Source organism: Agrobacterium sp. 6Ca8, from assembly GCF_055382765.1.
Genome location: NZ_AP026433.1, coordinates 2,747,859 through 2,761,813, shown reverse-complemented (window position 1 = coordinate 2,761,813; position 13,955 = coordinate 2,747,859). Strand labels below are relative to the sequence as shown.

8 protein-coding genes are annotated in these 13,955 nt (G+C 58.7%); 5 read left to right on the top strand and 3 right to left on the bottom strand.

The window, feature by feature from the left end; translation table 11 throughout:
• Positions 1-72: 72 nt before the first annotated feature.
• From fabB to ACZ5A6_RS13355, 4 genes are all read left to right on the top strand, one after another.
• On the top strand, positions 73-1,296 hold the full coding sequence (gene fabB / locus ACZ5A6_RS13370; RefSeq protein ID WP_003514438.1) for a beta-ketoacyl-ACP synthase I: 1,224 nt from the start codon (positions 73-75) through the stop codon (positions 1,294-1,296).
• Positions 1,297-1,301: 5 nt separating this feature from the next.
• Positions 1,302-2,108: an enoyl-ACP reductase FabI gene (gene fabI, locus ACZ5A6_RS13365; RefSeq protein WP_003514436.1), complete on the top strand. Its 807-nt coding sequence runs from the start codon at positions 1,302-1,304 to the stop codon at positions 2,106-2,108.
• Positions 2,109-2,297: 189 nt separating this feature from the next.
• Positions 2,298-2,891: a TadE/TadG family type IV pilus assembly protein gene (locus tag ACZ5A6_RS13360; RefSeq protein ID WP_025592078.1), complete on the top strand. Its 594-nt coding sequence runs from the start codon at positions 2,298-2,300 to the stop codon at positions 2,889-2,891.
• The gene (locus ACZ5A6_RS13355) at positions 2,888-3,481 is read left to right on the top strand and encodes a TadE/TadG family type IV pilus assembly protein (protein WP_003514432.1); all 594 of its coding nucleotides are present in this window, start codon (positions 2,888-2,890) and stop codon (positions 3,479-3,481) included. Before ACZ5A6_RS13360 ends, ACZ5A6_RS13355 begins: the two co-directional genes overlap by 4 nt.
• Before the next feature lie 19 nt (positions 3,482-3,500).
• On the opposite strand, the gene ACZ5A6_RS13350 is transcribed toward ACZ5A6_RS13355, so the two are convergent.
• From ACZ5A6_RS13350 to ACZ5A6_RS13340, 3 genes are all read right to left on the bottom strand, one after another.
• A complete protein-coding gene (locus ACZ5A6_RS13350) occupies positions 3,501-5,267 on the bottom strand; it encodes a sulfite reductase subunit alpha (protein ID WP_464110961.1) in 1,767 nt (588 codons plus the stop codon).
• Positions 5,264-10,768, bottom strand: a complete 5,505-nt coding sequence (locus ACZ5A6_RS13345; RefSeq protein ID WP_464110960.1) for a glutamate synthase-related protein — start codon at positions 10,766-10,768, stop codon at positions 5,264-5,266. The genes ACZ5A6_RS13350 and ACZ5A6_RS13345 overlap by 4 nt, the downstream gene beginning before the upstream one ends.
• A 407-nt stretch (positions 10,769-11,175) precedes the next feature.
• Positions 11,176-12,504 (bottom strand): MFS transporter, encoded by a 1,329-nt coding sequence (locus tag ACZ5A6_RS13340; RefSeq protein ID WP_003514422.1) that lies wholly within the window; start codon positions 12,502-12,504, stop codon positions 11,176-11,178.
• Positions 12,505-12,810: 306 nt separating this feature from the next.
• On the opposite strand from ACZ5A6_RS13340, the gene cyoA reads away from it, so the two are divergent.
• Entirely contained in the window at positions 12,811-13,884 is a 1,074-nt protein-coding gene (cyoA, locus tag ACZ5A6_RS13335) for a ubiquinol oxidase subunit II (RefSeq protein WP_174060642.1), read from the top strand.
• Positions 13,885-13,955: the final 71 nt, after the last annotated feature.

Below are 13,955 nucleotides of genomic sequence, written 5' to 3'. Positions count from 1 at the left end.
GGACGGAATAGTCCTGGCAAACGCCGGGCGGCTTCGGTCGTCCAGCCGAAATCTTAAGAAAAGGTCCATTTCATGAGACGAGTTGTTGTCACCGGCCTCGGCATTGTTTCTTCCATCGGTGGTGATGCCGCCGAAGTCACCGCATCCCTGCGCGACGCCAAATCCGGCATTTCATTTTCACCGGATTTTGCTGAACACGGTTTCAAGTGCCAGGTATGGGGCAAGCCGTCTCTCGATCCGACCGAGCTGGTCGACCGTCGCGCCATGCGCTTCCTTTCGCAGGGCGGCGCATGGAACCACGTTGCCATGAAGCAGGCGATTGCCGATTCCGGTCTCGAGGAAAGCGACATCAGCGGCAACGAGCGCACCGGCATCATCATGGGTTCGGGCGGTCCTTCCACCCGCACCATCGTCGAAGCCGCCGATATCACGCTGAAGAACAACAGCCCGAAGCGTATTGGCCCGTTTGCCGTGCCGAAGGCCATGTCCTCCACCGCATCGGCCACACTTGCGACCTGGTTCAAGATCCACGGCGTCAACTATTCGATCTCTTCGGCCTGCTCCACATCGGCGCATTGCATCGGCAACGCCGCCGAGATGATCCAGTGGGGCAAGCAGGACGTGATGTTTGCTGGCGGCCATGAAGACCTCGATTGGTCCATGTCCAACCTCTTCGACGCCATGGGCGCGATGTCGTCCAAATATAACGAGACGCCAAACCTCGCTTCCCGCGCCTATGACGTCAACCGCGACGGTTTCGTGATCGCCGGCGGTGCTGGCGTACTGGTTCTTGAAGAGCTGGAACATGCAAAGGCGCGCGGCGCCAAGATTTACGCCGAGATCGTCGGTTATGGCGCAACCTCGGATGGTTACGACATGGTGGCTCCTTCCGGCGAGGGCGCGATCCGCTGCATGCGTCAGGCCCTTTCCACCGTCAAGGGCGATATCGACTACATCAACACCCACGGCACCTCGACGCCGGTTGGCGACAGCAAGGAAATCGGCGCGATCCGGGAAGTCTTCGGCGACAAGATCCCGCATATCCAGTCGACCAAGTCCCTCACCGGCCACTCGCTGGGCGCAGCAGGCGTTCAGGAATCGATCTACGGCCTGTTGATGATGCAGGAACGCTTCATCGGCGAGAGCGCGCATATTTCCGAACTCGATCCGGAATTTGCGGGCGTCCCGATTGTTCGCAGCCGCATCGACAACGCCAAGATCGACACGATCCTTTCCAATTCCTTCGGCTTCGGCGGCACCAACGCCACGCTGGTCTTCCAGCGTCATAACGGATAATTGCCATGAACGGCATCATGCAGGGTAAACGCGGCCTCATCATGGGCGTCGCAAACAATCACTCCATCGCCTGGGGTATCTCCAAGGCTCTTGCGGCGCAGGGCGCAGAGCTCGCCTTCACCTATCAGGGTGAGGCGCTCGGCAAGCGGGTAAAGCCGCTCGCCGCCGAGCTCGGATCCGACTTTATCGTGCCTTGCGATGTCGAGGATATCGCCTCGGTTGACGCGCTTTTTGCGGCAATCCGAGAAAAATGGGGTACGCTGGATTTCGTCGTGCACGCGATCGGCTTTTCCGACAAGAACGAGCTGAAGGGTCTTTACGCGGATACGACCCGCGAGAATTTCAGCCGCACTATGGTCATCTCCTGTTTCTCGTTCACGGAAATCGCCAAGCGTGCCGCCGAACTGATGACGAATGGCGGATCCATGCTGACGCTGACCTATAACGGTTCGCAGCGGGTCATCCCCAACTACAACGTCATGGGCGTTGCCAAGGCAGCTCTCGAAGCGTCCGTGCGTTATCTCGCTGCCGACTATGGCCCGCGCGATATTCGCGTCAACGCCATCTCGGCCGGACCGGTCCGCACACTGGCGGGCGCCGGCATTTCCGATGCGCGCGCAATTTATGCGTGGAACCAGAAAAACGCACCGCTGCGGCGGACAGCGGATATCGACGATATCGGCGGATCGGCACTTTATCTGCTGTCCAACATGTCGCGCGGCGTTACCGGCGAGTGCCACTATGTGGATTGCGGCTACAACATCACCTCCACACCCACCCTTGAGGTTCTCTCAAAAGCGGATGCGGAATAAGCTATCGTTTTTCCAGTAAGTAAAAGCCCGGCGATATGCCGGGCTTTTTGCGTTTATAGCCTGTGCCATTTTTGCGAACTGATAAAGTATAACTCGTCGGGGTAACTGAATTTAAACACCGGCTGGTTATGGTCAGCAACAAATTCAACGGTTGCGCTTGCCGCATATTCTAAAGATCGACACCGACATATGCGACTGGCCAAATTGAAGCCATTGCTGGAAAAATTCGGGCTCTCGCGTGACGGGACAGCAGCCATCGAATTCGCGATCCTAGCGCTTCCCTATTTCCTCGTCGTCTTTGCGATCATCGAAACTTTCATCGCCTTGATGGCGGAGCAAGTGGTCGTCAATGCTACCGACACAATGGCGAGGCGTCTGCGCACCGGGCAGATCAGCAGTTCGATTTCCAAAGAGGATTTTCGCAAGAGTTTCTGCAACGAAGTTTCGGTGATTATCACCTGCGATGATGAGATCAAAAAAGAACAGAAGCTTTATATAGACCTTCGCTCCTTCACCGCCTTCAAAGATATTCCAACTACGATACCCTTGAAAGCTAACGGCGAATATTACGATCTCGACACGGCGCAATTCGGCTTCAAGCCGGGTGGACCTGACACGATCAATATGCTGCGCGTCTATTATCGCTGGCGTGTAGTCGCAGATATCATCCGACCATATCTTACCAAAATACGACCAGCCGACGGGTCAATGCCCTCGCATTTCCTCATTGTCGCGACCGACGCTTTCATGAATGAGAAGTACACCACGAGCGGGGGCTCATGATGGCAGGGCTTGTTTCTACCATCACGAACGGCCGACTTCGTTTTATCGCGCTCGTTGCACGCTTCGCAAGGGATCGCCGTGGCGTGGGTGCGGTAGAATTTGCGATCGTCTTCCCGATATTGCTTGCGCTTTATCTGACGTCCTTCGAACTCACCATCGGCTATAATACCTACAAGCGGGCAAGCAGCGCCTCCGCAACGATCAACGACCTGATCTCCAAAACAAATTCCGTCGACAAGGCTTATCTGACAAGCATGCAGGACGTAACGGCTGCCGTCTTTGCGCCTTACAGCACCAAGGGTCTGCAGCTGAAGATCAGCGGCATCAAGATCGACAAGCAGAAACAGGCGACTATCGCCTGGTCCTGGAACGAGAAAAACGCGCGGCCCTATGTGGTGGGATCGCCAGTCTCCGTTCCCACACGTTTGCTTGTAGCGGACAGTTTCCTCATCCACGTCGAGCTTTCCGTGCCGCATGAATTGTTGATGTTCATGCCAGATATTTCTTCGTCCGGCGTAAGATCGATCACGATTGCACGCGATTATTTCTTCAAACAGCGCGACGCTGAGATAACCTGCTCCAATTGCTGATGCGCCTCAGCGCTTTGCTCTAATAAACATCGCGCAGATACCGTTTTTCGCGCTTCAGCCGGTTTACATAGTCGCTTGCCGCTTCCGCAGAGATGCCCGCCTCGTCAATAACGATCTGGTGCAGGGCATCTTCAACATCCTTCGCCATGCGGGTCGCGTCGCCGCAAACATAGAAATGGCCGCCCTCTTCGAGCCATTGATAGAGTGCCTTGCCGTTTTGGCGCATACGGGTCTGAACATAGATCTTTTCGGCCTGATCCCGCGAGAAAGCGAGATCGAGACGGGTCAGCACGCCATCGCGACTCATCTTTCCAAGTTCGTCTTCGTAGATGAAATCCGACTGCCGGTGCTGATCGCCGAAAAACAGCCAGTTCCGGCCCTTTGCGCCCCGCGCCTGCCGTTCCTGCAAAAATGCCCGGAATGGCGCAATGCCCGTGCCGGGTCCCACCATGATAACAGGTGCGTCATTGTCCTGAGGCACGCGAAACGCCTTGTTCGGAGAGACGAAAATCCCGGCACTCTGCCCCGCTTCTACCCGGTCCGCGAGATAGGTGGAGCAGACGCCGCCACGCTCGCGACCTTCGGCGCGATAACGCACGCTGGCGACTGTCAGATGCACGCTGTTGTGCGCGGCCAGAGGGCTGGAAGAGATAGAATAGGCGCGGTGCTGTAACGGCTTCAGGAACGTCACGAATTCAGCAAGGTCGAATACGGGTTTTTCACCGAGACTAAGCAGGTCGAGAATATCCTTGCTCCAGAGAAAGGCGGCAAGCTGTTCCCTGTCTCCATTCGCAAGGATGTGGCTGAGTTCATCGTGCCCTGCGCGCTTACCGATCTCGGCGACCAGTTCACGCGACGGTGTCGATATCTCGAACATATTGAGAAGCGCATCGCCGACCGGACGGTCGAGTCCGACGACTTCGCCATCCGCGCTCACTCCGAAGCGTTCGAGCAGCGCGCCCACCAGTTTCGGGTCGTTTAGGGGAACGACGCCCAGAGCATCCCCCGCCTCATAATCGAGACCACTTTCGCCGAGATCAAATTCGTAGTGGCGAATTTCCTTGGACGAAGCAGGCCCGGAAAGAAGGCGATTGACGCTCACCTGCGCAGCATAGGGGTTCTTGCGGCTCCAGCCCTGTTTTGCCCGCGCGGGCGCCTCGGCGATCGCCGGCACGACCGCCGCCTTATTGCCACCATCGATGGCGAGCGCGAGTGGCAGGGTCTCGCCGATCCAGTTGGCTGCGACATCTTCGAAATCGATATCGCAATCGATACGCGTCTTCATCCGTTTGCCGCCAAGCTGCTCGAAGCGGGTATCGATGAGCTTGCCCGCCTGGCAGAAGCCATCGTAACCGGTGTCGCCAAGCGCAAGCACGGCAAAGTTCATCTCATCCAGCCGGGGTGCGGCCTCCTTGGAAAGTGCCTCCCAGAAAAGCTGGGCATTGTCAGGCATTTCACCTTCGCCGTAGGTGGAGGTGACGACAATGACGCGCTTCATGGCGCCCAGACTATCCATGGAAACATCATCCAAGGCCGTCACCACAGGCTGCATGCCCTGGGCACGGGCGGCGTCGGCTATATCCATCGCCAGCGCCTCGGCATTGCCGGTCTGGGTGCCGAAGAGAATGTTCAGCACGCTGGCCGCCGCCTTGGGAGCGGCAGCGGCAACCGATGTGTCCATACCCATTGCTGCGCGGGAATGAAGCCCGGCCAGGAAGCCGGATAGCCAGGCGCGCTGGTCGCCATTGAAAGGGGCATCTTGAGGAATGTAAGGTATCTTCATCATGCTGCCCTGTTCTGGCTGGATGCGGTGGCAAGATCGGGAATGGCACGCGCCGCGAAAAGCTCCTCAAAGCCCGGCAGACGACCGATCTTCTCGATGTTTTTGCGGTCCTGCTGAATGATCCAGCCATAGGTGCCGGGGCTATCCACCGACCAGATGTTACGGCGCGCAAGCGCCTGCTTGTAATCGTCGAGCCGCTTGGCGGCGATCATCACCGCAAGCTGCTCGTCATCATGATCGGAAAGCGCCTCGCGCGCATATTTCAGCAGCCGCTGCATCAGCGCATAGTCCTCCGTGAGGACGAGATTGCGCACGGCTTTTTCGATGGCGGGATCGGAAGGACCGGATGCCATCGGCAACCGTTGGAGAGCAATCGCCTGCGCCATACTCAAAACCGTGTAGTTGTTGATGAGCGCATACATGTCTTCCGTATCCGTCTCACCATAACCAGGAACGGTTCCGTTCAACACGGCCTTGCGGTCGCGATAGGCCAGCTTGAACTTCCGCACCTGATGGGCGGCAAGCGCGGACGCCAGTTCCTCCAGCAGCTCCTTGCGGGGCTTGGCTTTCAGAATTTCGTCGCTGTCCTGATAAAGCAGCAGGGCGCGCGGCATGCCGTAGACGAAATTGTGCTGTTCGCTTTCCCAGTTTTCCAGAATCCATGCGGCCTTGGCCGACCCTGTTTCGTCGACATGCCAGGTCAAAAGCTGGTGAACGGCCTGATTGTGGATAGATGCCTGTTCGTCCTCGCCGGTGATGGAGCCGAGCAGGATGGAATCATGGCTCACCTTCTTCGGCAGATCGCGGTAAGGGTCATATTGATAGACGAAGCCGCCGCTCATGCCGTTGCCGAAACCCTTGCCGAAACTGCCGAGGTTAAGCACAGCGCCATTGGTCATATATTCGCAGGCGAAGTCGCCCACACCTTCGACAACGGCTGTCGCACCCGAATTGCGCACCGCGAAACGGTCGCCTGCCTGCCCTTCCACGAAAGTGCGACCGCCGGTGGCGCCGAACAATGCAAAATTGCCGACCAGCACATTGCCATCAGCATCTTGCGAACCGCCACCGGGGGAGCGCACTACAATGGTGCCGCCGCAGGCGCTTTTGCCGACGCCATCATTGCAGGTACCGGTATGGACCATGACCATGCCGTCATTGCAGAAAGCGCCGAAGGACTGCCCGGCTGAACCTGATGTGTCGATGCGCACCGAACCCGCCTCCAGAAAACGGCGGCCACGGCTATCCCGCTTCACAGCCGGAAGCGCATCCGCCTCTTCGTCGGAAAGTTCGTGGTTCAGCATGCGCTCGATATCGACGGCGAGCTGGCCGCCAACACTCTTGTTGCAATTGTTGAGGAAGCGGTTGCCGCCAAGCTCGATGTTTTCCCGTCTGCTGTCGATCAGAGCCGAGCGCACCAGTTCAATGAAGGCATCGTCCAGCGCGAAGTCCTTTTCCATATAGACAGGGCTGTCGATCTTCACTTCCTCCACCACCGAAAGCATCGCCCGCAGGTCAAGCTGGCCGACGCTCGCCGGGTGATCGAGGAGGTGAAGAAGATCGGAGCGGCCCCGAGCTTCGCGCAGCGAGCGCAGCCCGAGTGCGGCCAAGATCTCGCGGGTTTCATGGGCGATGTTCATGAGGTACTGCGCCAGCGCGCGTGGATCGCCGTTGAAGGCTTCCTGATTGGTGGTGAGGCCGGCGGGGCACTTGATGTTGCAGTTCTTCGCCATGACGCATTTCAGCATCATCAGCGCCGTGGTGCCGAACTCGAAGCTGTCGCCGCCGAGAAGGGCCGATTTCACCACGTCGCTCGCCGTCTGGTGCGCGCCGGAGCAGCGCAGCAGCACCTTGGCACGAAGGCCTGTGGCACAAAGTGCCTGATGCACCTCGGCGATGCCGATTTCCGCCGCGCGGCCGGTATATTTGAGGCTGGTGACAGCGGCCGCACCCGTGCCACCGGTATTGCCGGCAACATTGATGACATCCGCACCCGCTTTCGCAACACCGACTGCAATCGTGCCGATGCCTTCCGACGAAACGAGCTTGACGATGACGCGCACGCGCGCCGCCTTGGCGTCGTGGATAAGCTGGGCCAGATCCTCGATCGAGTAGGTATCATGGTGCGGCGGCGGCGAAACCAGCTCGACGCCTGGGGTGCCGCCACGAGCCGCGGCTATTTCCACCGTTACCTTTGGAGACGGCAATTGCCCGCCCTCGCCGGGCTTTGCACCCTGGCCGATCTTGATCTCTATTTCCTCCAGCATCGGGTCGGCAAGATAACCCGCCCATACACCAAAACGGCCAGAGGCGAACTGCTTGATGCGCGAGGCGCGGATGGTGCCGTAACGGGAAATATGCTCGCCGCCCTCCCCCGAATTCGACATGCCGCCAACCATATTGGTGCCATGCGCTACCGCCTCATGGGCGGCTGCGACCAGCGCGCCATGGCTCATCGCACCCGAAGCGAGGGTCTTGGTGATCTCACTCGCCTTTTGCACAGCGTCGAGCGCAATGCTGTCAGGTGCGGTGCGGATCAGCGACAGATAGGTGAATGCTTCACCCTTCGCCTGAACCAGAAGCGCGCCGCCCTCTAGCCAATGGCCGGCAATATCCTCACCGAAACGATCGAGCAGCGACTGTCCTAGTGCGGCAAGCCGGGCAAGCTCATGACCGTGCGGCCCGGTCAATTCCAGCCGGAACGCGCCTTCGCCCGCACTTTCGCAGAGCAATCCGCGCACCATGAAGCTGTTGTTGCCACGTCTGGAAAAGCGCCCCATCTCGCGGCGGAATTCTTCGGCCGAACCGGCAAAGGTCACATCAGCCGGCAATTCCAGAACATCACGCAGGGCTGCCGGACGGCGGGCCCTTTCTTCGGCCATCATGCGTGCGAAGGCGCGGTAACCCGGCGTTACCTCGAAAGCGTCGATTGCTTCGGGCGTCAGCCGGTCGAAGCTGTTGTGATAATAGGCCGCATCGTTGAGGCCGAAAGCATCCTCCAGCCGGTTGAGCGGCAGGAGACGCAGCGCCTCTTCGTTGTCGGTTCCCTTGTCGAAACCGATCTTTTCCTCCGTCATATCGACGAAACCGCGAACCGCCGTCGTGCCATAGGAATGGCCCGCACCTTCGGCGCGCTCCTTGAAGAGACCGAGCAGCGGAATGTCGTTTTCACCCTTTACCGACAGCGCCTTTCGATGCCAGTCCGACACCGCCTGCGCGATGACAGCGAAGGTAACGCCACCGACCGGGGTCTTAACATTTGGGAAATAACGCTTCAGCACAGGATCGTTGGTGTCGAGGAAGTTCGGTTCGAAGAACTCGCCGCCAATATAGCTTTCCGCCGTGCACAGCCCGACCTTGCCCATGGTCTTCATCAGCGACTTTTCAGCCGCGTTGGCAAAACGCTTGAAGGCCTTGTCAGCATCGGCACCAAATTTCTCCTCGGCACGGAACTGCACGCCGAGTGGGTAGACAGCCGAAGCCCCGAAACCAAGGCCCGCTGCGATGTGATGCGAGGAGGAAAATTGCCCACTTTCAACGATCAGGGACACGCGTAGCCGCAGACCCTCCTCGATCAGCCGCTGGTTGATGGCGGAGACGACCATGATCATAGGCAAGGCCGCACGACCTGCCGAAACGTGCCGGTCAGTGACGACGGCAATACCGCCCTCCTCAGCCGCGAAAGCCACAACCTCACCGCAGAGGCCATCTATCGCCTGACGCAAGGCCGCTTCGTTGGCACTCGCAGCATCAAAGATCGGCGTATAAAGCATCTCGAAACGACGAACTGGCGTCTCCGACTGCTCGCGAATGCGCAGCATGTCGAGATGGGTCAGGATCGGGGAGCGCACGACAATCTGGCGGGCCGCTTTCGCACCGCTATTCGGCTTTGCGCCGAGCGCCACGCGCAGCGTCATGCCATCGGCCTCACGAATGCTGTCGAGCGGGGGGTTGGTGACCTGCGCAAAGCGTTGCGAGAAATATTTGGCAACCCCGCCTTCCTGATCGGAGAGCGCGTTGATGGCATTGCCATAACCCATGGCCGAGATTTTTTCAGCACCCGACGCCAGCATCGGATCCATCAGGAACTTGAAGCTTTCCTGATTGTGCGAATAGGCGACATAACGCTGATGCCGTTCCAGATCGCCATTGTATCGAAGCGGCGATCCCTGCTTTTCGGCGGGCACCTCCGGCAAATCCGCAAGCATGACGCGCGCTTCAGACAATAGCGACGGGTAGTCCCGCCGCGCCGCCAGAAGCTCCAGCGCCTCGACGGTGGAAAAGGCGCGCCGTTCGGCGTGGTCGTAATAAAGCATGCCGCCGGCCTCGATGCGACCGCGACGAATGACGCTTTCGGCCGGAAAGGCGATCTGCCCCGCCTCCGACATGACGCAGAGATAATCGTCTGTCTCGACGGTCCGCAGCGGGCGCAGGCCGAGGCGATCAAGCCGTGCGCCGATGATGGTGCCGTCGCCGAAAATCAGCGCAGCCGGGCCGTCATTCTTCTCCTCGTAGAGCGAGAAATATTCCAGCATCGCCTTGACGCCGGGCGAGAGCGTGTCGTCGTTTTCCCAGGCGGGCGGCATCATCGAGACGACGGCGGTGACGAGGTCGAGACCGTCTTCCATCACCCGCGCCTGCAATGTCTGGTCCAGACGGCAGCTATCAGACTGGCCCTTCGGCCGGATGATGCTTGCATTTTTCGCCAGCGCCACGGCCGCTTCCGACAGCCGGTTCTTCTTGTCAGTGTTGAGTTCGCCATTATGCGCCATCAGCCGAAAGGGCTGCGCCATGGAGGGGTGCGGATCCGTATTGGTGGAAAACCGCGTGTGGAAATACATCGTATGCACTTCATGGCGCGGATCGGTCAGGTCGCAGAAATAGGGCATGACCTCATGCGAGTTCAAACGCCCTTTCAGAACCTGCGTGCGTGCGCTGAGCGACAGCGGATAAAAACCGGCAAGTTCCGGCGCAGTATAGGCAAGCGCCTCGATAGCGAGCAGCGCCTTGTGAATACGCCAGTCGAACTCGGCAAGGGTTGCGCATTCCGCTGGGGCCGAAAAGACCCATTGCCGGATCGGCAATTGGTAGGAAATGGCGGCCGCGCGGATGGCCGCGTCATTCACCGGTACATTGCGGACAAGCAGGATCGAGAAGCCCTGTTCCTCCAGAGCACTGCCGATGATGCCGATCGCCTGGTCATGAAAAGCAGGGTTCTGCGGCAGGAAAAAATTGCCGACGCCGAACCGGCCGGCTTGCAAGGAATCGTTGTCCGTCAGCTTCCGGAAAAATGAGAGTGAAAGATCGAGCGACACGCCAGCACCATCACCCACGCCCTCCGCCGACATGCCGCCGCGATGCGGCACGGCACAGAGCGCCTCGTGACCGCACTTCAGCACATCATGCGTCTGCACGCCGTCCTTGCGGGTGATGAAACCGACGCCACAGCTGCTTTTCTCAAAAGCCGCATCGTAAAGGCCGAATTTTTGCTCCGTCACGCTCAAGGTTCTCTCCTCTCGTTGCGCATTCCGCGCGGCATCGCCCTTTTCCCGAAACCCGGCGCGGCAGCCGGCACTCTGCGGGCGGAGCCGCAGGCGACCTGGCTGCTCCTCTTCTTTTCTGCTTATCGGCGTTTAATGGCGCGAACGGTCGTTTTGCGGCCGCCAAACGGCGTGGCGGCATTGGCCGCTTTCTCGCAAATAATGATCGTCATCGTTCGCATTGCGTTCCCTGATGGCCGGCATTTCCGGCAGTGAGACACATTGAATTACGTCAGTATTGCTTACATAATATTTCATGATGGGCCGAGTCAAGATTAAAATCGGTCCCACGCAATAAAAAAACAAAAACGCCGCGAAATCCGACAGGATTCCGCGGCGCGATGGCTGCAGAGGTGTTTATATTGCCCTGTTCACTCCGAGGGCATGTCCAGTGTTCGGCTGAACCACAGTGCGACCAGTGTACAGACTGCACCCGACATCAGGTAAATCCCGACGGCAAACAGTCCGAATTTGGACGAAAATCCGAGCGCCACGAGCGGTGCAAAACCAGCGCCGATCAGCCAGGAAATATCCGAGGTGAGCGAAGCGCCGGTATAACGGTATTCGCGGCTGAAGCGGGAGGCGAGCGCACCGCCCGCCTGGCCGAAGGACAGGCCAAGCAATGCAAAGCCGACCAAGACGAAAAGATAGCGCCCTATATCGCCCGAACTCAGCAGGAGCGGCGCCACGAGGCTGAAAAGACCGATCAGCACTGCGGCGAAAGCCAGCAGCTTCCGCCGGCCGATTTTGTCGGCGAGAATACCAGAAACGACGATCATGCCGCCGGCGATGATCGCGCTGACGAATTGCACGAACAGAAAGTCCGAAACCCGCTGGGTGGTATTGAGGGAAACCCAGCTCAGCGGGAAGACCGTGACGAGATGGAAGAGCGCGAAGCTTGCGAGCGGCACGAAAGCGCCCGTCAGCACGACCGGGAACTGCGAGCGCAGCATCTTGAACACGGGGCGCGGCTCCAGCTCATGCTGTGCCAGCATGGACTGGAATTCCGGCGTGACAATCATGCGCAGGCGGGCAAAGAGCGCGAGAACATTGAGCGCCAGTGCAACGAAGAACGGGAAACGCCAGCCCCAGGCCAGGAATTCCGCGCTGGAGAGCTGCGTCACGAACACGATGAAGAATGCGCTGGCAAGACCAAAGCCCATCGCAGCACCAATTTGCGGCATCATGGCGTACCAGCCGCGCTGCTTCGGCGGTGCGTTCATGGCGAGGAGCGAGACAAGACCATCCCAGGCACCGCCGAGACCAAGTCCCTGACCGATACGGAATACCGCCAGAAGACAGGGGGCAAGCATGCCGGCCTCCGCATAAGACGGAAGAAAGCTGATCGCCATCGTGGAACCGCAAAGCGTGAACAGGGCCGCCATCAGCTTGACGGCACGGCCGAACTTTCGGTCGATCTGGAGGAAGATCAATGAACCGATCGGCCTTGCGATGAAGGCCAGCGAGAAGACCGCAAAGGAATAAAGCGTCGCCGTCAGCGGATCGACGAAGGAAAAGAAGACATGCGGAAAAACGAGCGCGGAGGCGATGGCGTAGATGAAAAAGTCGAAAAACTCCGTCATTCTCGCAAGAATGACAGCAATTGTAATGCGATCCGGATCGACCTTGACCGGATCGGTCCCATGTCCCTTCGCTTCCGGCGCCTGCCCAAAAGATGGAGCAGCATCAGTATAACTCATAATATCCCTCCTGCGTCATGGACGAACCATTTCCTGTAACGCGCCGGCTCCTCTTCCTTAGCGTTACGATGCGACGGATTGTCACACGCACCCTACGTAACGTCAATTGAAGTTTGATAAGAAAGGCTTGCCCCGCAAGCTCCCTATGCGATAATGCAGCCGCTCCGCCTTCAAACGCGGCTCCGCTAAGCCTATGGTGCATCGCGAAGGTTTCGCTGCACCGCGACAATATACCTCATTTCAAAAATGATGTTCGGCAATTAATCGCGGCATAATCCAAACTGTACGAGTTCAAAGAACGTGCGCATGATCAAGAAAATCACATCTGCCCTTCTGGCAATCCCCGCACTGCTGCTGCTTAGCGGCTGTAACCTCGTGGTGATGAACCCTTCGGGCGACGTCGCCATCCAGCAGCGCGACCTCATCATCACGTCCACGGTTCTGATGCTGCTCATCATCGTCCCGGTTATCGCCCTGACGCTATTCTTCGCATGGAAGTATCGCGAATCGGCGAAGGCCGAGGATTACGATCCCGAATGGCATCACTCGACGCGCCTTGAAATGGTGATCTGGTCCGCCCCGGTCGCCATCATCCTGATGCTAGGCACGGTGACCTGGATTTCCACCCACCGTCTCGACCCCTACCGCCCGCTGGAGCGTATCGACGAAAACCGTCAGGTTACCGCCGAGACCAAGCCGCTTACGGTGGAAGTGGTGGCCATGGACTGGAAGTGGCTGTTCTTCTACCCCGAGCTCGGCATTGGCAGCGTCAATGAATTTGCAGCTCCGGTCGATGTTCCGATCAACTTCAAGATCACCGGCACGACCGCGATGAATTCGTTCTTCGTTCCCGCACTCGCCGGCCAAATCTACGCCATGGGTGGCATGCAGACCAAGCTGCACGCGGTCATCAACAAGGAAGGCGTTTATGACGGCTTCTCGGCCAACTTCTCCGGCCCCGGCTTCTCGCATATGCGCTTCAAGTTCCATGGTCTCAGCCAGCAAGGCTTCGATCAGTGGGTTGCGAAGATCAAGGATGGCGGCAAAGGCTTCGGCCGCCAGGAATATCTCGACTTTGCCAAGCCTTCGGAACGTGAGCCGGTGCAATATTTCGCCTCCGTCGATCCGCAGCTTTACGATGCCATCCTCAACCGCTGTGTCGAGCCCAACAAGCTCTGCATGCGTGACATGATGCATATCGACGCCAAGGGCGGCGGCGGCAAGGAAGGCATCGATATCGCCAAGGCGCTGAACTCCGTCGTCTGTACACCGCTTTCACCTTACGGTGTCGCCAGCGGACCCCAATCCAATCCGGCTGCGATCGAAGGACAGACTTTCGAACCCGCGGCGCTGCCGGAAACGAAACAAGTCGCTGGCTGACGGATAAGTCCCGGCATTATGCGGCGCGGCCAATGGCTGCGCCGATCTTATGTCTTAGAATCGCAAGAGGC